Genomic DNA, 25,363 nt, shown 5'->3' on the forward strand with positions numbered 1-25,363 from the left:
ATGACAACTGACAAATGACTCAACTTTTGGCTATTACTGGAACTATTGCAGCGATCGCTACTGCTATTGTCCCTCAACAAGGTAGCGTCGGTATCGTGCGGGTGTCTGGTTCCCAGGCAATAGCGATCGCCCAAACTCTGTTTCATGCACCAGGTAAACAAGTTTGGGAAAGTCACCGGATTCTTTACGGTTACATCCGCCATCCCCAGACGCGACAAATTGTCGATGAAGCACTGTTACTGCTCATGAAAGCCCCTCGTTCTTACACCCGCGAAGATGTGGTGGAGTTCCATTGCCACGGCGGAATTATGGCAGTGCAGCAGGTGTTGCAATTGTGCCTGGAAGGCGGCGCTAGACTCGCTCAACCGGGGGAATTTACCCTCAGAGCCTTTTTGAATGGCAGACTAGATTTAACCCAAGCTGAGAGCATTGCTGATTTGGTAGGAGCGCGATCGCCCCAAGCTGCTCAAACGGCTTTAGCTGGTTTACAAGGCAAACTCGCTCATCCCATCCGCCAGTTACGCGCTAACTGTTTGGATATTCTGGCAGAAATTGAAGCCCGGATTGATTTTGAGGAAGATTTACCCCCGTTGGATGATGAAAAAATAATATCAGATATTGAAAACATTGCCGCAGAAATATCGCAACTACTGGCAACTAAAGACAAAGGTGAACTGTTGCGGACAGGCTTAAAAGTGGCGATAGTCGGTCGTCCGAATGTAGGTAAATCCAGCTTATTGAATGCTTGGAGCCAGAGCGATCGCGCCATTGTCACCGACTTACCCGGCACAACCCGCGACGTTGTGGAATCGCAGTTAGTTGTGGGCGGTATTCCTGTACAGGTGCTAGATACAGCAGGCATTCGGGAGACTAGCGACCAAGTAGAAAAAATAGGGGTAGAGCGATCGCGCCAAGCCGCCAACACCGCCGATTTAGTCTTGTTAACCATCGATGCAGCCACAGGTTGGACGACTGGCGACCAAGAAATTTATGAACAAGTAAAACACCGTCCGTTAATTCTAGTAATGAATAAAATTGATTTAGTAGACAAAAAATTAATTACATCCTTAGAATATCCTAAAAATATTACTCAAATTGTCCACACAGCCGCAGCCCAAAAACAAGGAATTGATGCGCTAGAAACTGCAATTTTAGAGATAGTTCAAACTGGAAAAGTGAAAGCGGCTGATATGGATTTAGCCATTAATCAAAGACAAGCCGCAGCCCTCACCCAGGCGAAAATTTCTCTAGAACAAGTGCAAGCCACCATCACCCAGCAGCTACCCCTAGATTTTTGGACAATTGACTTACGCGGTGCAATTCAAGCACTAGGAGAAATCACCGGGGAAGAGGTAACGGAGTCAGTGCTTGATAGGATTTTTAGTAGGTTTTGTATAGGAAAGTAGACGGTCAGAATTTATTGGTATGGTTTTAGGAATATTCTGCAAAAGCAACCTCTTGAGGTAATTGCTTTAAGTGAACTGGGAATTAATTTAGATGCTGTATCGGAAGTCCCTCGAAAACAGGATAAAAGTACGCCCAAGGAGCCTGTTGCAATACAGGGAATATCAACTGCGTTGGGGGTTGAGCCTGGGAACCCTCATATAGCGGAGGAGAAGCTAAGTAATTAGCGCTCGGCATTTTCTAGCATTAGCTAAAATGCTGTCGATTGAAATCGGACGAGGTTGAAAAACTTAGATTTTAAAAACGGAGAGGGGGAGATTCGAACTCCCGGAGGTTTTAGCCTCATCCGATTTCAAGTCGGACGCAATCGACCACTCTGCCACCTCTCCAAATAAACTGTCGAGCTACTGCTACCCGTATTTTGTGGGTGAGCAATAAAGCTGACAGATAATACTATATCTTATCATCTACACAGATGGTACTACTGAAGTTGATCGCTCATAAAAAATTTCCTCTTTTGCCACCTGAAAATCTTCGCCTACCCAAATTAAGGAAGCTTGTGTCACTTCACCCGCCTCTAGGGAAACCAGGGAAAAGTTCCGCAGTTTACCGCTTTCACCTTCCACAATCCTTGGTACACTGGCGGCGTTTAGGTAAACTATGCCCTCTGGGCTTTTAAATATGGGTTTGCGTAGTTCTTTTTTGGTGTGCCGTAAACTATGGTGCATATGACCAAAAGTCACTAAGGCAATCTGTTTACCAGTCGTCATCGTCAGAGAGATTGCTTCGGCTAAATCTGGGTCGCCAAAGTCGCCGCCTATGGGATGCCAATCTTTGCCGCATGGGTCTTCTGGCCGATCGCCTAATCCACTCGGCCCATTATGACCAAGGAAAATAATCGTCTCACAGGCTGCACTTTTTACCGACGCAAAGATTCTCTGTGCTGATTCTTCCAGAGTGGTCACACCATAACGGTCTTTACAGATATCAGCAAATCGCCATTCATGACCACCCCAGCTAAAAGGGCGACCACCCACAACGGTTAAATTCCATTCGGGGAAATCCAGCTTACCGTAACCCACATGGGCTGAACCCAGTAAATCTAATTGTTCCTGTACCCAATCTTCCTTGGTGCGATCATAGGGACATTTCTTTCGTCCCCATTCTGTGGCAGTGTACCACGCATCATGGTTACCCATAACTGCTGCCTTGGGAATATTCAATGAAGCGATCGCTCTTACCACTTCCACCGACTCATTACCAAAGTCCCCCACAAACAGCACTAAATCAACACCCAGATGCTTGAGTGCCATGCCATCTTCTACTTCCCACTGATCATGGATATCTCCAACTACAGCAATTTTCAGAGTTTTGGATTGATATTTTTGACTGGTCATGCCACTTTCCTTGCCGTATATTTCCAGCATAGGAAACTCAGCCGGATTTGGACACTATTTCGGGGTATTAACCCGCCATCTATTTTTGGTAAAAACTACTATAATTAAATAACCAGACAAAATTTGTAATAAAAAGTAACCCTAACTGTGTTTACCACTGCCTTTGCTCAACGGGAACAAACTCAACCAGGTGGACTACCACTAGATTTATTTGCTGCTATTGATAGTCTGAAAAAAGAACTCAATGCGGTGATTTTGGCACATTATTATCAAGAGCCGGATATTCAAGATATTGCAGACTTTATAGGCGATTCATTACAATTAGCTAGAGCCGCAGCCAAGACCAATGCAGATGTGATTGTCTTTGCTGGCGTTCATTTTATGGCAGAGACAGCCAAGATTCTCAATCCTGAGAAATTGGTACTGTTACCAGATTTAAATGCGGGTTGTTCTCTAGCAGATAGTTGTCCACCAAAAGAATTTGCCGCTTTTAAAGCAGCACATCCCGATCATTTAGTAGTTTCCTATATTAACTGCTCTGCTGAAATTAAAGCTATGAGCGATATTATCTGCACGAGTTCCAACGCCGTGAAGATTGTGCAGCAAATCCCTAAAGAACAGCCGATTATTTTTGCTCCTGACAGAAATTTGGGGCGTTATGTGATGGAACAGACGGGACGGGATTTAGTACTGTGGCAGGGTAGCTGTTTGGTACATGAAACCTTCTCTGAGAAGAAGATTGTACAGTTAAAAGTTGCTCATCCCCAAGCCGAGGCGATCGCTCACCCAGAATGTGAAAGCAGTGTCTTGCGTCACGCTAGTTTTATCGGCTCTACAGCAGCTTTACTCCAATACTGCCAAACAAGCCCCAGCCAAGAATTTATTGTGGCGACTGAGCCAGGAATTATCCACCAAATGCAGAAACTAGCACCTAACAAGCATTTTATTCCTGCGCCGCCCATAAATAATTGTGCTTGCAATGAGTGTCCATTCATGCGGTTAAACACCCTAGAAAAACTCTACTGGGCGATGAAAAATCGGACTCCGGAAATCACCATGTCAGAGGATATCCGTATTGCGGCTTTGCGACCAATGCAAAGAATGTTAGAGATGAGTAATTAGTCAATTAATTCTTATATTTTTTACAAATTAAATGGGGAAACGTGATTTCCCCATTTTCCATATCATCTCTGTTTTCCAAATCCTCAAATCTAAACATTCTCTCTGGGTGACACAGTTCATACACTTTTGAATTGCTTAGTCATCATGGAGATTTATCCGCCTCTTTTTGTGCCGCTTCACTATATTTCTTATATAGCTGAGTACGTATCTTCGCTTCCTGGTAACGGCTGTGATTGGTTGGTACTGCACTCATTAAATCAGATGCTCGTTGCCACATAGCCGCTAACTCCAACCATTGAGTTGCACTAGTAGCTGTTTTACCAGATGCGGAGGCTTGATTAGCAAGGCGTACAGCCGAAGCAAAGGAGTCTTCAGATTCGTTAGTAGCGCCACTATTAAAAGCCTTGTTCAGTACTGCTGATTTTTTCCCGTTAGTGTTGGCTGTAGCTAAAGAATTGTGATTGTCTAGTTGTGCTGAATTTTGGAGTTGTTCACCAAACTGACTATAAAAAATCCACCCAACCGATAGCAACAAGCACAAACCAAATGCTGACCGCAACTTAACTTTGGAGACTTTTGTTTGTTTACCTTTTTTATGCAGTGGCGAGAGATCGCGTAAATTTACTTGTCCTTGTTCAGCTTGGGCTTCTTGGAAATCACTTATCAGTTGCTTGAAGACATTGGGTTGAGCAAGAGTGATTTCTTGTGACCAGAGTAATTGATTGTCACGATCGCGGTCAATTTCTGTCAACCATAGCAGTTGTTGTTCCCGAACAATCCGACTGTTAATTTTGATGCGGCGAATATGGCGCGGTGCAATTGATTCCAGAATGTGCTGGATTTGCTCTACCAGACTAGATTGCTCAAGTTGTTCTACCTTGGCTGCTTCGCATAATAGTTGCAGGACACCATCAGCAAAAACAGCCCTAATTCTCACACCGGATTTGGTGAGCTTTTCGTTTAATAATTGAATAATCGCCGCAACGCTTCCTTGGTGAGCTTGCCAGGCGATATCGTTTATCCGATCTACCATTGGAGATTTAATAATAGCTTTTAACCCTGAATTTTTTAAAAGAATCATAAATTTAGGCTGTTGTTCTACTGAACTTTACCTTGTCTTCGATTTTAGGAGTAAAAAGATCCGGTTGTCACATAAAATCTTAAAAATCTAGCCTCCCTATACTGATATCTACCAAGCTCTATCTTTACCGTTTTGCCTGTGTCAGTTGTCAGTTGTTAGAGACGCGATTAATCGCGTCTGTTGTTAATTTCAGTTGTTTTTTATTGCGCTGTACGTGTCAGTTGTTAATTGTTTTACCTCTAACTACTGACCACTGGCAAAATTGAAGATATTTACCGCACTACGATCATACTTAACCAAAACTAAATAACATCAGGGTCAACACTTAACACTTTTAACTTTTGTACCAATATTTTTCTAGTTCTAAACACCACCCTCTCCTTTTTATGATTTCAGAACGCTTTACCCAAGCCTTGACCTACGCTACTCAACTCCACACTCACCAAGTCCGTAAAGGTTCGGGTATCCCTTACGTAGCTCATTTGTTAGGAGTTGCTAGTATTGCCTTGGAATATGGAGCCAATGAAGATGAAGCCATAGCAGCACTTTTACATGATGCGGTGGAAGACCAAGGTGGTGCAGAGACGCGAGAAGAAATTCGTCGCCGCTTTGGTGAAACGGTCACGGCAATTGTTGATGGTTGTACAGACGCTGATACAATGCCAAAGCCCCCTTGGAAACAACGCAAGGAGGCTTATATTGCTCATATTTCTACCGCTTCTCCATCAGTGCTACTTGTATCAGCTGCTGATAAACTCCACAATGCTCGGTCAATTCTCCAAGATTATCGCCTTGTGGGTGAATCTCTTTGGGAACGCTTCCAAGGTGGTAAAACTGGTACTCTTTGGTATTACCGATCACTTGTGGATGCTTATCAAAAGACTGAAACTAGGGCAATTTTTGCAGAACTGGCACGGGTAGTTACCCAAATTGAGGATTTAGCATCTCAGAAAAAATCTGAAGCATGAAGGCTGAAAAATTCTTTGCCTCATACTTCACATCTTTGTTTATGCTTCGACTGTAACAGGAAAAACAGTCTTGTTTGGGCTAGCGGAACATACTACTAATAGATGTATCTTCATGAATCCGCCAGATGGTTTCCCCTAACAAGTTAGCGACTGATAACACTACTAGTTGGGGAAAGCGATCACTTTCTGGTATGGGTATTGTATTGGTGACAATTACTTCCTCAAACAAGCCACTGGACAATCGTTCAACAGCAGGAGGAGAGAAGACTGCATGGGTTGCACAAGCGTATACCTGACGCGCCCCTTCTTCACGTAATAATTTAGCGCCGGCGGCAATCGTACCACCAGTATCGATCATGTCATCAACCAAAACTGCTGTTTTGCCTTTGACATCACCAATCACATTTAAAACTTCGGCGACGTTATGAGCCTGACGGCGTTTGTCAATAATCGCCAGTGGGGCATCATTGAGCTTTTTCGCAAATGCTCTTGCTCTGGCTACACCACCAACGTCAGGAGAAACGACTACAAGATCATGCAGTTGTTTGCTTGTTAGATAATCCAGTAAGACTGGTGAACCGTACACATGATCAAATGGAATATCGAAGTATCCTTGAATTTGAGCAGCGTGTAAATCCATTGCCAGAACGCGATTAGCGCCAGCTTGAGTAATCAGGTTAGCAACCAACTTGGCAGTGATTGATTCTCTCCCTGCGGTTTTACGGTCAGCACGAGCGTAACCATAGTAAGGAATTACTGCTGTCACCTGTCGCGCAGAAGCACGCCGACAAGCATCAACCATAATTAGTAATTCCATTAAGTGATCGTTAACTGGTTGACAACATGGTTGGATGAGGTAGACATCACAACCCCGAATCGATTCCTGAATTTGAACATACAGTTCACCATCCGCAAATCTCTTGCGAATCATGGGGCCTAAGTCCATACCCAGGTAACGAGCGACTTCTTGAGAAAGTTGTACGTTAGAAGAGCCAGAAAACAGCCGCAGGCGATGATTTTCAGTCAGTCCTGTTGCAGTTGGCTGCATTTTAAAAGTTGCAGAACTGAGCACAGCAGATCCTCGATGTGCATTCATGGCAATCTTAGCATTAGATATTTGGTGGATTTAACTGAAAGAGAGCAAAAAAAACATCTGTGTGTTTTTTTGAAGCTTTCATAAATACTTTAAATATTTCTCAATATAATCATCATCTGCTCACTTTTCGTTCCTTTTGATAAACAAAGCATCATGCCGATTAACCCACGGACTAGCAGAAACTAGTTTAATTCTCGTTCATTATCCGCAAAACCAGATTTTCCGAGTCTATTTAGACTGAGAGACTTCTTCTTTATATTGCTAACGGAGGATTAACCATTAAATTAGTTAGTTGGTTTTGTCCTAATAGCAATTAAGAAATAGAATCATTAACAGACAAAAACCTTAACGAATTTTAAGGGTTCATTCAATATTCTACGATATTAGTCTCAAAAATATAATATAAACTGACAAACTAAATTTTTGACTGGTCATCAACAATTTTTTTCAGTTTATAAAATCATCTTAACTATTATCCATTCAGATTATAGTTGATGAGTTATTGGCTTACCGACTGAAATCTCATATTCTCCTGAAATATAGTTTATTTTTGAGGACAACTACTCATTCAGGGAAAGTTCCCCAGCAAGCAGTAATTTACTCTGAAGGTTACAGAGTAAAGATGCGACGATGCTCCCCTCCGTCTTTTCTACGGAACCCTCCATGAAAGACGATGGCGTTACGCTCACCGTAGGCGATCGCCCACCTGAGAGCGAAGCGAGTATGAGTCTAACTACAAGATTTTTCTGCTATTTTTCACAAGCTTATTTAAATATACGAAATGCGTGGGAATGATTGTTGCCTGCTCCCAAAAAGATTTTTTTGAGTCTATTGAACTGTTTTATGAAACTGAATGGCAGACATTGGTACGAAAGTAAAACAAATTCTACCACGACAATTAAAACCATCAATACCGTATTTCTATGAATTGAGAAATTCTTGTGGAGAAAATTGTAGTTAATTTCCACAAGCTCCCCTTTTTGATTATTACCTCAGACTTTTGATCGAAATTGACAAAAAATTCCCATCTGAATTTCAACCAATAAAAGGTGAAACCGTTGGTTGGGCATTTACACCCCTACACACGCCAGTTTGCTCAAGTCGGGAGACCCGCCCGCGCAACTGGCTCCCCTACACCCAGTTTCCACACCCAACCTGAGTGCGTAACTCCTACGAGTAGACGATCGCCTTTCATTTGAGGCAACATTGTTGATGGTAGATCCAAAGGTTGCCGAGCGTTGCACAATAGGCATACAACACATTAGTTGCCAGTTTACCTGCTGTGTAGGGTAGAATATCGCCGCAGGTAACTGTCTGTCGCCGCTTTGATTTATCTTGGTGGGTGACTTACTCCCTCCTGAGTTGCTATTACACTCTACTGATTGATCATGCAACCACCAATTTTAATTGGCACTGTCCTGCAAAATCGTTACCGCATTGTGCAAATTCTCGGACAAGGAGGATTTGGTAGAACCTATTTAGCGGAAGACCAGAGACGCTTTAACGAACTGTGTGCGATTAAGGAACTGATTCCTACTGCAACAGGGACTGTTGCTTGGGAAAAGGCTCAAGAGCTTTTTCACAGAGAAGCCGCTATCTTATATCAGATAGAAAATCCCCAAATACCAAAATTCCGCGAAAAATTTGAGCAAGACCAGCGCTTATTCTTGGTACAAGACTATGTAGCTGGGAAAACCTATTGGGACATATTGACGGAAAGGCAAGCTACCGGCAAAGCTTTCACGGAGTTAGAAGTATTACAGTTAATGCGCTCATTGTTACCAGTCTTGGAACATATCCACGGGCGCGGCATTATTCACCGAGATATTTCTCCAGATAATATTATTTTGCGGGATAGCGATTCTCAGCCAGTGTTGATTGACTTTGGGGTGGTCAAAGAATTAGCGACGCGTTTGCAGTCTCCAGAGATGACAACACCAGTTACCTCCGTGGGAAAATTGGGCTACTCTCCTAGTGAACAAATGCAAACGGGGCGGGCTTATCCTAGCAGTGATTTGTATGCTTTAGCAGTCACTGCGATAGTTTTATTGACGGGGAAGGAAGCATCAGAATTATTTGATGAGAACCAACTGAGTTGGACTTGGCAAAGATGGGTGAGAGTACATCCCGTCCTTGCCCAGATTATAAATCGGATGTTGAGTCATGCACCAGGCGATCGCTTCCAAACTGCGGCCGAAGTCGCCCAAGCATTACAAGCTATAGACCAACCCAATGTTGGTGTTTCTCTTCCTAACGTTTCCCGTGTGCAAACAATTGCCGTCGGTCGTCGTCCTGACTTTGCACCACCACCACCTGCACCCAACAAATCTGAACCTGTAATTCCTCCCAGTCGCAGTAGTTCAGTTTTAGATAGCCCTCTGGCTTTGGGGGCTATAGGTACGGCTGTAGTCATTTTGGCTGGTGTCGGTTCTTGGGCGCTGGTAAGTTCTATTCGCAGTCACTCATCATCACAGCCTGGTGAAACACCGCTGCCCCAAACCTTCCCCTCACCAGTAGTTACAGGTGGTACTACTTTCTCAACAGAAACCCCAGAACCAGTAGTTCTGAACAAGCGTCTCAATCTGGGAAACTCTAATACAGCTACGGTTGCAGATACTATCCAAGCAAATCAGATTATTCGATACAGTTTTTTTGGCAACGCAGGAGATAAGGTAACTACCTTTATTGACCAAGGTGAAGGCGTGTCATTGACTATTGTGGGTAGGAATCAACAGCCAATTGATAGTAGCGCCCAGCAAGTGACCAACTATGTAGGTACATTACCGAATACTGAAAGATATACCATTCAGTTGACTTTGGCTTCAGGGGTGGCTGCAAGTGACTACAGTTTGAATGTAGCCATAGAAAAAGCCATTCCCGCGACACCAACACCAACCCCCACACCTACGGAAACTCCAACACCAACCCTTACGCCTACAGAAACCCCAACACCGACATCTACACCGACGGAGACCCCAACACCAACCCCCACGCCTACGGAAACCCCAACACCAACCCTCACGCCTACAGAAACCCCAACATCTGTTCCTGAACCACAAAGTTTACCCTAATAGAACTTAACTTATGGATACAAAAAATCAGTTTCGATACCAGCGTTACCGTAATGCCTGAATGCCAGCGCCAACAGTGTATTACAATATTTGTGAGTTCTTAGCGATCAAAACTCTGAAGTAATGCGATTTACTTCATCACATACCCGTCTTCATTCAGATTATTAAACCAGATTGTTGAAGTCACTACTAATTACTGGAACTGATACAGAAGCTGGCAAAACTGCTTTGACTACAGTTTTGGCAGCTTACTGTCAGAAATATTACCCCCAAGGCAGTTGGGGAATTATGAAACCAATTCAATCGGGAATTGGCGATCGCGAATGGTATCAAAATCTGTTTACACTAGAGCAAACAATCGCCGAAATTACACCTCTGCACTTTAGCGCACCTCTGGCTCCTCCCATCGCCGCCGCCAAGGAAAATCGTTCTGTAGATTTAGCTATAGTTTGGCAGACTTTAACCCAGTTGCGATCGCGTCTTGATGTGTTGCTAATTGAAGCTTTAGGTGGTTTGGGTTCACCAGTCACCGACGAGTTAACAGTGGCAGATTTAGCCGGGGAATGGCGCTTACCTACAGTATTAGTAGTACCTGTAAAATTAGGTTCCCTGGGACACGCTGTAGCGAATGTGGCATTGGCTAGACAAACGCGAGTGGATCTCAAAGGGATTGTGTTGAACTGTACACAACCTATATCTGATGAAGAAATCGCCGACTTAACACCAAAAGATTTAATTCAATCCCTCACGAATATTCCAGTCTTAGGCTGTCTACCTTATGTAGATAACTTCTCTGATTTCGATCAACTGGTGCAAATCGCCTCAAATTTAGATTTAGAAACACTGGAGTAGGTGAGTGTAGGGGTGTAAGGGTGTAGGGGTTAGTGAAATGATGATTCTCTCGTTAGTTTGAGAGTCATAATTTACCCCTTGGTAAAAAGTCCCCAATCCCCAATCCCCAGTCCCCAACCCCCTCATGTGTACAACTGAAAATTTTTGGGAATACTATTCACAGCCACCAATATCCCCAGTTGTCAATTAACTTGAGGAATGTCCAAAAATGTCTATTGAGCAACTCCAGCCTGCCACTCAGCAACAAGCGAGTGTCTATTTGCCTTATATTCAGGGTACTAAACGCAATTCTTTGCCCCTTGCTATTAGTCTTTATCAAAAAGGCATTGTGGAAGGTCAACGCAAAATAGAAGCCGGTGAAAATGTTCCTTTTGTCGCTTCTTGGAATGTTGCTACTCTACCTTCAGATTTGACACGTTGCCGGATACAGTTTGATGGCAACGCTGAATTAAATTACGAAGTAATGATGGCAAGTTTTGAATTTATGAGTTTTCTCATCGAATTAATGGAAAATCATAGACGTTATAAGCTGACAGATTTCTCACAATCTTTTTACCGCAAACTCCTGCGTATAGATGAATGAAAGTCTGTTTGCGTATATGAGTGTAGGAGTTTAGAGACAGAAATATGTTCTGGAATCTATGCTCTTATACTCTGGAATTTATTAAAATTTGCTAATTTTTGGGTTTATTTAAACAATTTTAATTGTGTAATTTAAACAAGATTAATTTTCTTATATTTAACATAATAACTCTCCACCCGTAAGGAAACTCTTGATTTGAACTGTGGTCTATATAGATGGATGTTTTCGACAGGGTACAAGTGGACAGGACATTAGACCAGAGCAAAAATAACCCCTCTACTGAAAACTTAACCAAGCGCTCACGCAGAAGTGTTTATCGCAAATCCGAAAACTGACACGCGTAGCACAGTAAAATTATTTAGCATTTATATTCATTTAAATACCAAAAAAAAGTACATTTCAAGAAATTACCTTGTGAGAACGTCTGAGGTTTCTGCCGGAACCAACTAAAATTAGTAAACACCTGGCTGGGTTTTACTGCCTTTTGAAATTAGGAGTGCGTGTGTGCCAAAATCTGCTAAATATTTGCTGATTGGCTCGACTGAGACTTATAGCGGTAAGTCCGCAACAGTTCTGGGATTGTCTCATCAGTTACAGCAAAAAGGATTAGATATTGCTTACGGCAAACCATTAGGCAATAGTTTGAGTACATCTGAAGGTACTTTAGTTGAAGAAGATGTCCAGTTTATTACCCATAGTCTCAATTTATCGGCAAATCGTATTGCTCCCACAATATTGGCTTTAGATGAAGCCAGTATGCAGAAACGTCTATTTGGTGAAGACACAACTGATTATAGTCAGACTTTGGTGGAGCAGTATTTACAAGTTCCTCGTGGGGATTTAGTTGTGCTAGAAGGCCCTGGGGATTTAGCAGAAGGTTATCTGTTTGATTTGTCTTTACTGCAAGTAGCAGACGTTTTGGATGCGTCTGTACTATTGGTGAGTCGTTACAGTTCGCTAATTTCTGTGGAATCGCTATTATCGGCTAAACAACGTGTAGGCGATCGCTTGATTGGTGTTGTGATCAATGATATCCCGCCTGCCCAGTTAGAAACTGTTGAGAATTTTGTCCGTCCTTATCTAGAACAGCAAGGTATTGCCGTAATGGCGATGCTGCCCAAAAATGATTTACTCCGTAGTGTCAGCGTGGGTGAATTGGTCAAACAACTCAACGCCGAAGTTCTCTGTCGTAGCGATCGCCTAGATTTGATGGTCGAGAGTTTAGCAATTGGGGCGATGAATGTAAATGCTGCGGTGAAGTATTTCCGCAAGCGTCGGAATATGGCGGTAGTGACAGGCGGCGATCGCGTGGAAATTCAGCAAGCAGCCTTAGAAACCTCTACTCAATGCCTCATCCTTACCGGACAATTACCCCCTCCACAATTTATCCTCAGTCGTGCTGAAGAGTTAGAAATTCCCATCTTATCCGTTGACTTAGATACCCTCACCACTGTAGAAATTGTTGACCGCACCTTCGGCCAAGTGCGTGTCCATGAGCCGATTAAAGTACAGTGTATTCGTCAGTTAATGGCTGAAAATTTTGATAGCGATCGCCTGTTATCTAAACTAGGTTTAACGCCCGCTACAGCCTTACCTTAGATTTCCAACCTCTTCACACACAAATCTTTTGATACAAAATGAAAAACTTTACGACTCAAATTCGCTTCCTACTTACACGCTCTTTGGTAGAATAGCTTGGTCGTTTAATCTGAATATATCCGTCTTTGAGCCAGTCAACAGACCTCATTAACCTCGATACGTTAGCGCAAGAACTGGCGACAATCCAGCAAACAGGTTCTAAACGAATTGCTTTGCTGGGTTCCCGTCATGTGCCAATTACGCATCAAAATCTCATTGAAATGATGACTTATGCCCTGGTTTTGTCAGGGAATCGAGTCATTACTTCTGGTGCTACAGGTACTAACTCGGCTGCCATTAAGGGCGCAATGCGCGCTGACCCCAATTTGCTCACGGTAATTCTACCCCAAAGCTTAGAACGTCAGCCCCAAGAATCTCGCCAGCAACTAGAACAGGTGATGCACCTAGTAGAAAATCCTAGTAATGATAACTTGTCTCTTGCTGAAGCTAGTTACTTGTGCAACAAAGAAATTGTCTCCCGATGTCAGCAGCTCATCTGCTTCGCGTTTCATGACAGCCGTACTCTCCTACAAACTTGTGGAGATGCGGAAGAACAGAGAAAGGTTGTCACACTTTTCTACTTTGATTAGTCAACAGTCAATAGTCAAACATCGGGACTATAGACTGATGACTAATGAATAACTAACCATAAAGCATGATTATTTTCTTATATTCTATTGCCGCAGCTGCGGTTTTAATTTATCTGCCATTTTTGGTGGTAGGTTATGCTCGTGCGCGTGTTGGGTATGATGTTTCTGCTCCACGGGCGATGTTTGATAAGTTACCACCTTACGGACAGCGAGCTACATGGGCGCACCAAAATTCATTTGAGGCGTTTATGATATTTGCCGCAGCCGCACTAATGGCTTATGTGACTGGTGTGAATTCTCCTACAGCCGTATGGGCTGCGATCGCCTTTCTGGTGGCGCGTCTGCTATACTCTATCTTCTATATTTTGAATATACCGCTTTTGCGATCGCTCATGTACGCTATTGGCTCCCTTGGCTCTGGTACTCTCTTTGTCCTGAGCATAATTCAAGCTAAAGGTTGATTAGGAAGCGGGGACTGGGATTCTTTTCAATCCATGTTCTATCCTTGATCTAAAATCCAAAATCGCAAGTTAGACATTCTTTATGGCTTCTACTTATTCCTTTGACATTGTGAGCGATTTTGATCGGCAAGAACTAGTTAACGCTGTTGATCAAGTCATCAGAGACCTGAAAAGTCGTTACGACCTCAAAGATACTCAGACAACTGTCGAGTTGGGTGAAGAAAAAATCACGATTGGTACGGATAGCGAGTTTACCCTAGAGTCTGTTCATAACATTCTTCGGGAAAAAGCAGCCAAGCGTAATCTCTCACAAAAAATCTTTGACTTTGGCAAAGTAGAATCGGCCAGTGGTAATCGCGTCCGTCAAGAAATCACCCTCAAAAAAGGCATCAGTCAAGACATCGCCAAGCAAATTTCTAAATTGATTCGGGATGAATTCAAAAAAGTCCAAGCTTCAATTCAAGGTGATGCTGTGCGAGTGTCTGCTAAAGCAAAAGATGATTTGCAAACCGTCATCCAACGCTTGAAACAAGAAGACTATCCAGTGGCTTTACAGTTCACTAATTATCGTTAAGGGACTACCAGATAAAAAAATATCCAAAATGTAGTGTGCGTCAGTATGAATAATTTCTGAGTATAGTTAGGTTTTATGGCACTGACGCACCCTACTAAACCATGAATTTCGGGTAATTTATCTTTCGTTTTTCCCTAACAGGTAATTTCCAGACATGAAAAAGCGGGTGAGATATCATATCCCCGCTTTTTTGTTTGACAATTTATTAACGTTTAACAGTTCAGTGAATTATGATCCAATACAGTTCAGTTAGCGTTAAAAAACTGATTTAGTGTAGGTTGGGTGGAGGAACGTAGGCGCAGCCTTCTCGTAGAGTAACCCAACATTCTTGCCACTTTGTTGGGTTTCGCTATCGCTCCACCCAACCTACAATTATCCTTAACTGAACCGTATTGAATTATGATCTCCCGCCAATGCTTTTTTGAAATGCTGGTCGTTCAGTCATTTGCTTAATATAGTTCACCACTGCTGGATAATCGCCCAAATCTAGTTTCAGCATGATGGGAATATAAGCCAAAATAGACCCCACTGCAACATCAGCAACGCTGAATTCATTACCCAGCAAAAACGGTTGACGCTCAAAAATTTCATTGAGAGGAGTCAGCAAACGGGGCATTTCTTTTTCTCGATTTGCTTCGACAAAAATACCAGGCCCAAGGGTGGCGTTAGCAAATACTACCCATTGGGCGAGTATCCCTCGCTCCTCTGGTGACAGGGGAGCTTTACCGTACTTATCCCTAAGATAAAGTAAAATTGCTCCTGATTCCCAAAGCTGAAGATCCCCGTCTACAATCGCGGGTACTTTGCCAATGGGGTTTATTTTCAGGTATTCCGGCTGGCGATGTTCCCCCGCCTGCATATCTAACAAAACAAACTCATAGGGAACTTCTATCTCTTCTAAATACCACTTCACGATGGAAGCGCGGCTAAAAGCCCCTCCATAAAGTTTCAGCATAGCTACCTGAGATTAAAGTACTTTGTGAGTGTGGGAGTGCTGTTTGACGTTATCGTCTTTTGTTACTACTCTATTAGCATTTAATACCCGCTTACGGTCAAGGGAATATTTAAAATCCGTATAGGTTGTACCGAGAGGAATCAGAGTTTTGGCAATTTCTCGACGCTTGTATGTACGAGTGGCTGCAAATACTCGTGACGCAAATTCATCGGCGAACTGAGCCGAATCGGGAAAGCCTGCGGGTAAGATTGGCTCATCTCCATGCAAAACCGAACCCAAGGTGGTTGCATAGGCAAATTTATAAGAGGTGGGAATACCCTTCATAATTGCTTCTAAAGAAGCTGAGGGTATTGGTTCAATCACATCGACTTGATGAACTTCGCCATCTTCTTTAATGAAGCAGGTAGCCAGACCGATGACAATATAATCATCACTATTGAGATCGGCTGTGTTTTGCTCAGAAATTGTAGTTGTCATAGGGATTGGGGAGTTTTCAGTGTTGATTGCTGTAAGGCCCTGTGGGCATAGCTGCGCTTTAAGGGAAGGGCATTTAGTCCGTGCTGAGTAGGAAGCCCTTATCTCACGCGATGTGCGATTTATTTTTGAAACCCCTCTCCAAACCTCTCCCCGAAGCGGAGAGAGGCTTTGAATCTTGCTCCCCTTCCCTGTCTCCGACACGCTGCGCGAACGCAGGGAAGGGGTTGGGGGTTAGGTTTGAGAGAAAGTTGCACACGGCGTTATCTCTTAATTTTGAATTTTGTTGGCGAAGCCTTCCCGTAGGGTATTTTGAATTTTGAATTGATTGCCCTTGTGTGTCTTCCCTGGCATTTTACCGAATTTGTCAGTCTTACTACTTGAATAGTCTTAGAGATTAATATTTCTTGTTTCAGGAATTTACCCTGAGGATGACGTATGTATTACTAGATTGGAGCGTAAATAGTCTGTATCAGGTGTGCTTGTTGGCAAGAAAATTTCCGCAACAAGCTACCACCACAACTCTAATTTAATTTCTCAGACTAAGCAGCGAAGGTAGGAAAACATGAACAGTCACTCATTTTTAGCCTCTGGTGATCAGCAGAATAACTGTTACCAATTTATTGCTAAGACTAAACTGGACCCTCAAGAAAATGGGGCTAGGGGTGATGAGTCGGGGTTCGGTGATGGCTACTTACGCTCTTGTGCTTTGAGATCAGCGCAACAGGGAAATTATAGCGAAGCGATCGCTCTCCTGAACCAATTGATTAACCGCCATCCTGACAACGCGGTTGACTACAACAACCGGGGGTTAATCTATTTTCAATGTGGACATACTCAAAAGGCAATACAAGATTACAACACCGCATTACATTTGAATCCTGATTTAGCCAGCGCTTACAACAATCGCGCCAATTATTACGCAGCTTGTGGACAACTAGCAGCCGCTCTGGCTGATTACGATCGCGCTATTGATTTAAATCCTCGTCATGTGCGAGCCTGGATTAATCGTGGCATTACTCTACGCGATTTGGGCGAATATGACCAAGCAATTGAGAATTTTGATATTGCCCTGGTTTTTGGTCAGCTAGAGGGGCATATCTGGGCTGAACGTGGTAGAACTTACCATCTTTGGGGTGATTGGAATTGTGCGATCGCCGACTATCGTCGTGCCGAAACTCAATTACCTTCGTTACATGGTCGCAGAGATGTTCCTGGCTACCGTTTGCGGCTACAAATGGAAAATTGGTTAAATGAATTGCTGCCTTCGGCGTAATTAGTCGGTTGTCAATATAAGAGACGTTGTATACAACATCTGTACATTAATTCTTTCCCCTATCCCCTGCCTAATCAGCAGTACAACCCTGTATTTATAAGCCACTAAATCTATAAAAATAATTTATATTATCTCAACCCCAAGGCAATACTTTCCTTAGGGCATAGATTCTGAGGCTTCGGTATCTACTTGCTCTTCATTGGTCAATACAATGGGAATTTGATTAGGAGCAAATCGGAATCCTTGCTGTTGTCTAATACTATTAGCTTGACTCGAATCAAGATTGCGGCTCAATTGAGCTTGTAAATCGCTAACGCGCTTTTCCATCTGTTTGACCTCAACGCGCACTTCGCGCAACTTTGTTTGCTGTGAAAAGTGATGAGGTACAAGCTGCATCAAAGCGGCTGCTGCTGCGGCTGAAATCGCTATATTAGCCCCTATTTTCACTGTGGCTTCTATAGCCATTACTCGATAAGAGCGTTGGCGTAGATGCCGTTTTGGGCGGGGTACAGGACGAGGTTGCGGTGTAGGTTGTTGCGGAAATTGGGAAGGTTGAAAAGCGTTCATGATGCTCTAGAGAAAATTGCCTGATTGAATAGCTGAACCGTCAAGAGCCTACTGGCATAGATAACGGCTGAGATTAGCTGACATATTACTTCATTTTTTCCAAATTGCTACACGTATGCTGTTTGTCAAAAGTACACAAAAGATACGTAGGTAACTAGTTGGCACAGCTTTCTGGAATTCAGCCACCAGTATATGGAAACTGCTCCTTGTATGCCAGGATTATTATTCTTTTAAGAGTTAATGTCAATTGCAACGTATATCTCACTTGTAAAGCACAACTTACTGTATGATGTACAGTTTTGTATGTTTTGATTCCTCAGGAAAACTAAACCATTCTAAAGTATCAATCAAAACTTGCTTCTGTCAATTTTATTCTCATGGCAGATGTTACTTTTCTCGCAATTACTACCATTTTTGAAAGATATGTGTCTATTGTAGACTCATAAATGAGCATATATTTTCGATATATATTTTTATCTCAGGACGTATATACACTTAAAACATAAGTATAAAAAATACAAAAAAGTGTCTGCGTAGAGAAACCTTGTTTAATTCTCGTGGGTGCAAGTTGCACTGAAATTTATCTAACAAACAAACAAAACACAACAATCCAAAGTATCTGGATTGTTGTGTTCAGTAATAAGAAGCTTGAGTTTACATCAAGCCTGTTTGATGACTAATCATGACAAATTTTCATGACGAGTACCTAAGCAGACTTGATGAGAGGCTTCATTATTTGTAAAGTTCTGTTGCTAAACGCCAAGCTAGAAGACCTGGAATCAGCGCTACAGCTAGAGCGATGTACACTTGGGTATCCGAAATGGAAGACACTTGAGCAAGGTACAGAGTAGGCATGGTGGGAAACCTCCTAACCTTAAATGGATGTTGACATAGTAGTTCGTTTACTACTTTTCCTTGTTTTGCCAGAAATATGGAATATCTTGTTACAAGATGCAACAAAAGCACTTGTTAGTCAGTAGTCTTAGTTATCTTTCATTAAAAAAATTTATAAAAATATGGATTTTTATTTGGGGATAGACTTTGGTACGTCCGGTGCTAGGGCTGTGGTAATTGATGAATCAGCCCATATCCAGGTGCAGGTGCGTTATCCTTGGCTAGAGGTTGATTCCCTAGTCTCTAGTTGGCAAAAGGCGTTGTTGACGCTGCTGGGACAAATTCCCGAACAGTTGCGGCGAGAAATAAAAGCGATCGCAATTAACGGTACTTCCTCTACAGTTTTATTATGCGATGCAAATGGCAACCCTGTAGATACTCCTTTACTCTACAACGATGGGCGGGGATCAATAGTACTAAATGAGTTGAGAGATATCGCACCAGCAAATCATACTGTTTTAAGTGCTACCTCCAGCTTGGCTAAATTGCGCTGGATGATGCAGTTACCCTCTTTTGGCGAAGCACGATATTTTCTGCACCAAGCCGACTGGTTAGGGTTTCTCCTACATGGAAAGTTGGGAATCAGCGACTACCACAATGCTTTAAAGCTGGGTTATGACGTGGAAAAGTTGCAATACCCCGAATGGTTAGAAAGTCTGCAACTACCGATTCATTTACCCAAAGTTTTACCCCCTGGGACTCCCATTGGTGAAGTAAGTCCCGAAATTTCCCAACAGTTTTTATTACCTCCAGACTGCTTGGTATGTGCGGGGACAACAGATAGTATTGCAGCATTTCTGGCGAGTGGGGCAAAATCCCCAGGGGAAGCGGTGACTTCCCTTGGTTCGACATTAGTACTCAAACTTTTGAGTCACACCCCTGTAGAAGATGTACGATATGGAATTTATAGCCATCGCCTTGGTGATTTGTGGCTAACCGGTGGCGCATCAAATACGGGGGGTGCAGTATTACGGGAATTTTTCACTGATGCTGAGTTAGAAAACTTGAGTCGTGAAATTGATGCCACAAAAGCCAGCGAATTAGATTATTATCCCTTGTTGAAAGTAGGGGAACGCTTTCCTATCAATGATCCCAATTTACCCCCACGCCTCACACCACGCCCAGAGAATCCAGCAGAATTTTTACATGGCTTATTAGAAAGTATCGCCCGTATAGAAACCCAAGGATATGAACTATTACAAAAATTGGGTGCAGATAGCTTAAATCAAGTTTATACAGCCGGTGGCGGCGCAAAAAACCCCACATGGAATGCAATTCGGCAAAGAAACTTAAAAGTTCCCGTCATTTCTTCACTTAATACAGAAGCCGCCTATGGTTCAGCATTGCTGGCGATGGGAAGATAAGAGAAAAACTCCTCCTTCTCTCCCTGTCTCTGCGTGAATCAATCACACCATCATTCCCTCATCGGATATTCAGTATGATTTGTTCATAAATATCGTCTAAATCCGTATCTATCCCAGTGACAATAGACATATCTCGACTGATACTGGATTCATTAGATACCAGATTATAGGGTTCCAGGTTCGTCATCTGGGCAGCTATTTAGGGATAGATACTTCGCAGTAACCGAATGTCATCTATCCCTTTAATTATTGTGGATTTTATAAAAACTGCGATCGCCTAAATTCCCTCTTTACCTGCTAAACTTTGCAAAGCCAATAAACCAGCACCATAAGCAGGTTCATAGCGGGGGAAAATTACCTTCACCTGGGGAAATCTATTTACCATAGCTGCTGTAAATCTTTGCTGTATCTGACATCTACCCCGCCATACACTTCCCGTTGTCACTATTTCTAAAACTGAGTTAGGAATAAAAATTGCTTCGATTACTGTAGCTGTGGCTTTGACTAATTCTCTAACAGCATCGTCAATTATATTATTGGCTACTTCATCACCAGAAGCGGCGGCTAAATCAACAATAGGTGCTAAAGCTGCTATTTGTTTTACTCCCCATCCCCCACGATAGATAACCTCGATTAAGTCTTCAATATTTTCTAAATCTAAATTCTGTTTAAAAGCTGCTACGAGACTGGTAGATTTTTCACGCCCGTCATAAGATTTTAAGGCTGCTTGTAAACCAGCCACAGCAATTTTATAGGCGCTTCCTTCATCACCTAAAATATATCCCCAGCCACCAACTCGCTTGGTTTGTCCTTGATGATTGCGACCAAAAACGATGGAACCAGTACCAACTGCGACGACAATTCCTACAGGATGACTAATTCCGCCGACTAAAGCAATCAAAGCATCGTTACAAATAACAATATTAAATGGTTGTAAATTCCAGGTAATAGGTAAAGTTTTACTATTAATTAATTGTTCTATTAGATGTTTAACTACCTTTATATCTTCTGGACGACCTACACCAGCCAATCCCAAACATATAGCGTTAATTTCGATTGTTTTGATTAATTTGACAGCCTCATGAATGGCGGATTGAATAGATGTAAATGCTGCTTCTATCCCTATACTTTGATAATTAGCTGCACCAGCTTGACCGCGACCAACCACTTGATGTGTATCATCCATTAAAATACACACAGTTTTACTACCGCCGCCATCTATTCCTAAAACATAGCTCATATTAACTAGTTTGGTGATTGGTTTCTTCCGGCAAAGGAATAAAAAATAGAGAAATCATTCCAGGGATAGTTAAAACACAAACTAGGACGAAAAATAATGGATAGCCAAGTGAGTTTTGTAGATAACCGCTAACTATTCCTGGTAGCATCATTCCTAAGGCCATGATACCTGTAGATATGGCAAAATGGGATGTTTTATATTCTCCTTGAGAGATGTACATTAAATACACACTAAAAGCGGTGAACCCGAAACCATAGCCAAATTGCTCTAGGGAAACAAGGGGATATACTAATGTTAGCGGAGGTTGATTATAAGCCATGTAAACGTAGAATAGATCAGGTAGGTTCAAAGCTAAAGCCATTGGTAAGAGACATTTCTTCAGTCCATATTTAGCTATTGCTAGTCCTCCCAAAATACCGCCACAAATCAAAGAAATAACGCCAAATGTGCCATAAACTAAGCCAACATCCGATGTAGTTAATCCTAAACCACCTAATTCTGGTTTATCTAATAAAAATAAGGAAGCAATTTTCAGCAGCATGGCTTCGCCAAATCTGTAAAGTAGGATAAAAGCTAAAATGGCGAGAATTTTTGGTTGCTGGAAATATGAGGTAATTATTTTTAAAAAGGGGATTTTACTACTAGCTTGTAGTTCTCTTGGGTTATCTGATTCTGGGAAGGGTAAAATTAGGCGATCACTGACATAAATCATTGCTAAAATTACAGTAGCCGAGCCAATAGCCAAAGTCCAACTGAGAGGAATATCATTGAGGTAAGTTTCTAGTTGTCCGGCGAAAACTACTAAAAATCCAGAGCCGAAAATAACAGCTAGTCTATAGAATAGTGAGCGAACACCCACAAAGAAGGCTTGTTGGTCGGGATTTAACGCTAGTAGATAAAAGCCATCTGTTGCAATATCATAGTTTGCGGAAATAAATGCACCTATAGTCAAAGCAGCTAGGGAGATGAAAAAGAAATTTGGTAATTGTAAACAAAATGCTACTACAGCCAAACAAGCACACATAGCAAATTGAGTATAAAGTATCCACTGGCGTTTGGTTGAGTAAACATCGACAATCGGCCCCCAAAACATTTTAATTACCCAAGGTAGATAGAGAAAACTTGTCCAGAAGGCAATTTGTGTATTAGCTATTCCTAGCTTTTTGTAGAAAATTACAGAAACAGTGTTGATAATAACGTAAGGGACACCAGAAGCAAAATATAAAATAGGAATATAAGCCCACGGTGAGGTAAATCTGGCTTGATATTTCATTAAATTTCATTAAATCTATTAAGTAACGATGCTCTTTGATAGACGATAATTACACAGTTTATGTGAGGCGATCGCTACCAGTATTATCGTAAGATAAACTAATATTTTGAGCGATGAATGTAGCAAATCTATAAATTTAGATACTCTACTTATCTCTTCTGGTAGAAGGAAAAATTATTGGTAATTAATAAATTACTGGTAAGTCTTTTACACAGTAGAATTATGAACATTATCGCCTGGATTATTCTTGGTCTCATTGCTGGAGCCATAGCCAAAGCTATTTACCCTGGTCGTCAAGGTGGTGGTATTTTGGGAACTATGATCTTAGGTATTATTGGCGCTTTAATCGGTGGTACAATTGTTACCCTGATAGATACGGGAACACTACAACTGACCGCAGCTAGCCTTAGTATTTCTGGGATAATTGTGGCAATTATTGGAGCTATAGTTGCTATCTTTCTATGGAATTTAATCACTGGAAGTTCCAGAAGCTATTAGTCAGATGATAGAAATCATGGTTAGAGCGAATTTATTCAAAACTAACCTTTTTTACATGAAAAATTTAAAACAAAAATACTCCACTCTTTTACAAGTAGTGGAGTTAAAAAATACAAAATATTAATCTGGAAAATTTAAGCTGTAACTACAGTAATTAAAACGTGCATATCCTTTTAGGGACTTACAGAGAAAAAATATTCCAAATGTAGGGTGCGTCAGTATGAATAAGTTCTTGGTGTATTTAGGTTTTTTGATACTGACGCACCCTACTGAACTATCAATTTTGGATAATCTATTTTTTGGTATTCCCTTAAAGTTTTTTAGTCAATGGCTTTCTTTAATTCGTCCTTAATATTTTCTGTAGTATGAATCACCTGAGATTCAGCTTGTTTAGCTTTACCCTCTGCCTTATCTGCTGGGTTTCCGGTAACTTCGCCAATTACCTCTTGTAATTTACCTTCGATATTTTTAGCAGTTGCTTCAATTCTTTTTTCAGTACTCATATCTTCCTTAAACTATTGAAAATACCAACATAAAGTAAGCTACCAGTAAAAAGCTTTTTATTTGTCTATCATAGGAAAGATAATATTTGCTTTTTTTATATACCTGGGATAGATGATTCAATAGAAGATATCATGAGATATTCTACAGCACTGAAAATATCAAAATTAAATAGGTAAATCTTAGGAGTGGCTAAAAGATATCAGAAAAATGGGTGGAAACGCGAGATAAATGATATTTTACGGGGTACTTGTGGAGGTTTTCTATTTGGTATACCTTTAATATATACGATGGAAGTCTGGTGGATTGGCTCGCTAGCAAAACCAAGATTAATTATGATAGCGATCGCCTTGATGTTTATCGTAGTTTTCCTCCTCAATTATACTGAAGGTTTTCGCAAACGCAAAAATAACTGGCGAGTGGATGAAGCTGTCATAGATACTGTAGAAGCAATGGCGATTGGGTTTGTTTGTGCTGCTTTTATGTTGTGGTTATTGCAAGAAATCACGCCAGAAACTTCATTAAAAGAATCATTGGGTAAAATTGTTTTTGAAGGTGTACCTTTTACTTTGGGTGTAGCATTAGCTAACCAGTTTCTTGGAGATAGCAACCAGAATAATTTACCATCCAGTGATCATCAAGAAAACGGACTCAGCAAGTATAAACAAAATGGTTTGTATGGAACTTTGGCTGATTTAGGTGCGACTCTCATCGGTGCAATTGTCATTGCTTTTAATATCGCGCCTACGGATGAAGTTCCCATGTTAGCAGCCGCTATTTCACCGCCGTGGCTACTCGCATTAATCGCTGCATCTTTAGTAATTTCCTATGCTATTGTCTTCCAAGCTGGTTTTTCCGACCAGAAAAAACGTAGACAACAAAAGGGTATTTTTCAACGTCCATTAAGTGAAACAACTATTTCTTATTTAGTATCTTTGTTAGCAAGTGCATTAATGTTGTTGTTTTTTCAAAAAGTAACATTTGCAGACCCTTGGAGAATGTGGCTAGAACATACTTTAGTTTTAGGTTTACCTGCAACAATTGGTGGTGCTGCTGGTAGGTTAGCAATATGATGGAAGCAGAACAAAAATCAGCACGTTCTCTAGCTGAGTGGGTAACATTCGGTATTGCTTTGTTTATCCTCGGAATTATTATGAGCTTAGTAGCTTATCTTTGGCTACATGAGGAAAATAAACCCCCCGTTTTATCTGTTACGAAAAAACAAGTAATGCGGGAAGTTAACGGACAATTTTACGTTCCATTCGAGATAGTAAATACTGGTGGCGAAACTGCTGAATCAGTACAAATTATTGCTGAATTACAAATTACTGGTGAAGTTGTGGAAACAGGAGAACAACAAATTGACTTCTTATCTGACGGTGAGAAGGAGGAGGGTACATTTATCTTTAGCCAAAACCCCCGTCAAGGAAAACTAATTGTGCGTGTTGCTAGCTATAAGTTGCCATAATTAAAAAGCAAAACAA

At 41.7% G+C, this 25,363-nt stretch carries 26 protein-coding genes and 1 tRNA gene; 16 read left to right on the plus strand and 11 right to left on the minus strand.

Annotation, left to right across the window (positions count from 1 at the left end; translation table 11 throughout):
- The first annotated feature begins 14 nt into the window (after positions 1–14).
- Positions 15–1,406, plus strand: coding sequence for a tRNA uridine-5-carboxymethylaminomethyl(34) synthesis GTPase MnmE (mnmE, locus tag GSQ19_RS15240; RefSeq protein WP_011318782.1), 1,392 nt, complete (start codon positions 15–17; stop codon positions 1,404–1,406).
- 302 nt (positions 1,407–1,708) lie between these two features.
- Here the strand turns inward: mnmE and GSQ19_RS15245 are convergent.
- A tRNA-Ser gene (locus GSQ19_RS15245) sits at positions 1,709–1,793 on the minus strand.
- Between the two features lie 78 nt (positions 1,794–1,871).
- Complete coding sequence (locus tag GSQ19_RS15250) at positions 1,872–2,801, minus strand: TIGR04168 family protein (protein WP_011318783.1); 930 nt, start codon at positions 2,799–2,801, stop codon at positions 1,872–1,874.
- Between the two features lie 147 nt (positions 2,802–2,948).
- Between GSQ19_RS15250 and nadA the strand changes: the two genes are divergently transcribed.
- Positions 2,949–3,923 (plus strand): quinolinate synthase NadA, encoded by a 975-nt coding sequence (gene nadA / locus GSQ19_RS15255; protein ID WP_011318784.1) that lies wholly within the window; start codon positions 2,949–2,951, stop codon positions 3,921–3,923.
- Positions 3,924–4,065: 142 nt separating this feature from the next.
- On the opposite strand, the gene GSQ19_RS15260 is transcribed toward nadA, so the two are convergent.
- Positions 4,066–4,956 (minus strand): hypothetical protein, encoded by an 891-nt coding sequence (locus GSQ19_RS15260; protein ID WP_224311755.1) that lies wholly within the window; start codon positions 4,954–4,956, stop codon positions 4,066–4,068.
- A 434-nt stretch (positions 4,957–5,390) separates the two neighbouring features.
- On the opposite strand from GSQ19_RS15260, the gene GSQ19_RS15265 reads away from it, so the two are divergent.
- The gene (locus GSQ19_RS15265; protein WP_011318786.1) at positions 5,391–5,972 is read left to right on the plus strand and encodes an HD domain-containing protein; all 582 of its coding nucleotides are present in this window, start codon (positions 5,391–5,393) and stop codon (positions 5,970–5,972) included.
- Positions 5,973–6,051: 79 nt separating this feature from the next.
- Here the strand turns inward: GSQ19_RS15265 and GSQ19_RS15270 are convergent, their stop codons facing one another.
- The gene (locus tag GSQ19_RS15270) at positions 6,052–7,068 is read right to left on the minus strand and encodes a ribose-phosphate pyrophosphokinase (protein WP_011318787.1); all 1,017 of its coding nucleotides are present in this window, start codon (positions 7,066–7,068) and stop codon (positions 6,052–6,054) included.
- Positions 7,069–7,731: 663 nt separating this feature from the next.
- On the opposite strand from GSQ19_RS15270, the gene GSQ19_RS30265 reads away from it, so the two are divergent.
- The 8 genes from GSQ19_RS30265 to GSQ19_RS15305 all read left to right on the plus strand — a co-directional run bounded on the left by GSQ19_RS30265 (position 7,732) and on the right by GSQ19_RS15305 (position 14,837).
- Positions 7,732–7,863 (plus strand): hypothetical protein, encoded by a 132-nt coding sequence (locus GSQ19_RS30265; RefSeq protein WP_255449158.1) that lies wholly within the window; start codon positions 7,732–7,734, stop codon positions 7,861–7,863.
- Between the two features lie 593 nt (positions 7,864–8,456).
- Complete coding sequence (locus GSQ19_RS15275) at positions 8,457–10,139, plus strand: serine/threonine-protein kinase (RefSeq protein WP_011318788.1); 1,683 nt, start codon at positions 8,457–8,459, stop codon at positions 10,137–10,139.
- Between the two features lie 174 nt (positions 10,140–10,313).
- Positions 10,314–10,991 carry a dethiobiotin synthase gene (gene bioD / locus GSQ19_RS15280; protein WP_011318789.1) on the plus strand — a complete coding sequence of 226 codons (678 nt, stop codon included), beginning with the start codon at positions 10,314–10,316 and terminating at the stop codon, positions 10,989–10,991.
- A gap of 208 nt (positions 10,992–11,199) precedes the next feature.
- Positions 11,200–11,574: a type IV pilus biogenesis protein EbsA gene (gene ebsA, locus GSQ19_RS15285; protein ID WP_011318790.1), complete on the plus strand. Its 375-nt coding sequence runs from the start codon at positions 11,200–11,202 to the stop codon at positions 11,572–11,574.
- 504 nt (positions 11,575–12,078) lie between these two features.
- Positions 12,079–13,173, plus strand: coding sequence for a phosphotransacetylase family protein (locus GSQ19_RS15290; RefSeq protein ID WP_011318791.1), 1,095 nt, complete (start codon positions 12,079–12,081; stop codon positions 13,171–13,173).
- Positions 13,174–13,298: 125 nt separating this feature from the next.
- Positions 13,299–13,802, plus strand: a complete 504-nt coding sequence (locus tag GSQ19_RS15295; RefSeq protein ID WP_011318792.1) for a DNA-processing protein DprA — start codon at positions 13,299–13,301, stop codon at positions 13,800–13,802.
- Between the two features lie 65 nt (positions 13,803–13,867).
- Positions 13,868–14,263 carry an MAPEG family protein gene (locus tag GSQ19_RS15300; RefSeq protein WP_011318793.1) on the plus strand — a complete coding sequence of 132 codons (396 nt, stop codon included), beginning with the start codon at positions 13,868–13,870 and terminating at the stop codon, positions 14,261–14,263.
- Positions 14,264–14,345: 82 nt separating this feature from the next.
- On the plus strand, positions 14,346–14,837 hold the full coding sequence (locus tag GSQ19_RS15305) for a YajQ family cyclic di-GMP-binding protein (protein WP_011318794.1): 492 nt from the start codon (positions 14,346–14,348) through the stop codon (positions 14,835–14,837).
- A gap of 397 nt (positions 14,838–15,234) precedes the next feature.
- On the opposite strand, the gene GSQ19_RS15310 is transcribed toward GSQ19_RS15305, so the two are convergent.
- Complete coding sequence (locus tag GSQ19_RS15310) at positions 15,235–15,792, minus strand: glutathione S-transferase family protein (RefSeq protein ID WP_011318795.1); 558 nt, start codon at positions 15,790–15,792, stop codon at positions 15,235–15,237.
- 12 nt (positions 15,793–15,804) lie between these two features.
- Positions 15,805–16,269, minus strand: a complete 465-nt coding sequence (locus GSQ19_RS15315; protein WP_011318796.1) for a hypothetical protein — start codon at positions 16,267–16,269, stop codon at positions 15,805–15,807.
- A gap of 562 nt (positions 16,270–16,831) precedes the next feature.
- On the opposite strand from GSQ19_RS15315, the gene GSQ19_RS15320 reads away from it, so the two are divergent.
- Positions 16,832–17,542 carry a tetratricopeptide repeat protein gene (locus GSQ19_RS15320; protein ID WP_011318797.1) on the plus strand — a complete coding sequence of 237 codons (711 nt, stop codon included), beginning with the start codon at positions 16,832–16,834 and terminating at the stop codon, positions 17,540–17,542.
- A gap of 156 nt (positions 17,543–17,698) precedes the next feature.
- On the opposite strand, the gene GSQ19_RS15325 is transcribed toward GSQ19_RS15320, so the two are convergent.
- Both GSQ19_RS15325 and psaM read right to left on the minus strand, forming a co-directional pair.
- A complete protein-coding gene (locus GSQ19_RS15325; protein ID WP_011318798.1) occupies positions 17,699–18,109 on the minus strand; it encodes a slr1601 family putative cell division protein in 411 nt (136 codons plus the stop codon).
- Positions 18,110–18,841: 732 nt separating this feature from the next.
- Positions 18,842–18,964, minus strand: coding sequence for a photosystem I reaction center subunit XII (psaM, locus tag GSQ19_RS15330; protein WP_011318799.1), 123 nt, complete (start codon positions 18,962–18,964; stop codon positions 18,842–18,844).
- 161 nt (positions 18,965–19,125) lie between these two features.
- Here psaM and GSQ19_RS15335 point away from each other — a divergent pair, with 161 nt between their 5' ends.
- Positions 19,126–20,367 (plus strand): FGGY-family carbohydrate kinase, encoded by a 1,242-nt coding sequence (locus GSQ19_RS15335; protein WP_011318800.1) that lies wholly within the window; start codon positions 19,126–19,128, stop codon positions 20,365–20,367.
- A gap of 277 nt (positions 20,368–20,644) precedes the next feature.
- Here GSQ19_RS15335 and GSQ19_RS15340 read toward each other — a convergent pair whose 3' ends face one another.
- Both GSQ19_RS15340 and GSQ19_RS15345 read right to left on the minus strand, forming a co-directional pair.
- Positions 20,645–21,607: an N-acetylglucosamine kinase gene (locus tag GSQ19_RS15340; RefSeq protein WP_011318801.1), complete on the minus strand. Its 963-nt coding sequence runs from the start codon at positions 21,605–21,607 to the stop codon at positions 20,645–20,647.
- A gap of 1 nt (position 21,608) precedes the next feature.
- Positions 21,609–22,880: an MFS transporter gene (locus GSQ19_RS15345; protein ID WP_011318802.1), complete on the minus strand. Its 1,272-nt coding sequence runs from the start codon at positions 22,878–22,880 to the stop codon at positions 21,609–21,611.
- Positions 22,881–23,102: 222 nt separating this feature from the next.
- On the opposite strand from GSQ19_RS15345, the gene GSQ19_RS15350 reads away from it, so the two are divergent.
- On the plus strand, positions 23,103–23,378 hold the full coding sequence (locus GSQ19_RS15350; protein WP_011318803.1) for a GlsB/YeaQ/YmgE family stress response membrane protein: 276 nt from the start codon (positions 23,103–23,105) through the stop codon (positions 23,376–23,378).
- Between the two features lie 320 nt (positions 23,379–23,698).
- Here GSQ19_RS15350 and GSQ19_RS15355 read toward each other — a convergent pair whose 3' ends face one another.
- Entirely contained in the window at positions 23,699–23,881 is a 183-nt protein-coding gene (locus GSQ19_RS15355; protein ID WP_011318804.1) for a CsbD family protein, read from the minus strand.
- A gap of 186 nt (positions 23,882–24,067) precedes the next feature.
- Here GSQ19_RS15355 and GSQ19_RS15360 point away from each other — a divergent pair, with 186 nt between their 5' ends.
- Both GSQ19_RS15360 and GSQ19_RS15365 read left to right on the plus strand, forming a co-directional pair.
- Positions 24,068–24,952 carry a TIGR02587 family membrane protein gene (locus GSQ19_RS15360; protein ID WP_011318805.1) on the plus strand — a complete coding sequence of 295 codons (885 nt, stop codon included), beginning with the start codon at positions 24,068–24,070 and terminating at the stop codon, positions 24,950–24,952.
- Entirely contained in the window at positions 24,949–25,347 is a 399-nt protein-coding gene (locus GSQ19_RS15365) for a TIGR02588 family protein (protein WP_011318806.1), read from the plus strand. The genes GSQ19_RS15360 and GSQ19_RS15365 overlap by 4 nt, the downstream gene beginning before the upstream one ends.
- Positions 25,348–25,363 lie beyond the last annotated feature (16 nt).

Origin of the sequence: Trichormus variabilis 0441 (assembly GCF_009856605.1) — a bacterium.
In the GTDB taxonomy this organism is placed as follows: Bacteria; Cyanobacteriota; Cyanobacteriia; order Cyanobacteriales; family Nostocaceae; genus Trichormus; species Trichormus variabilis.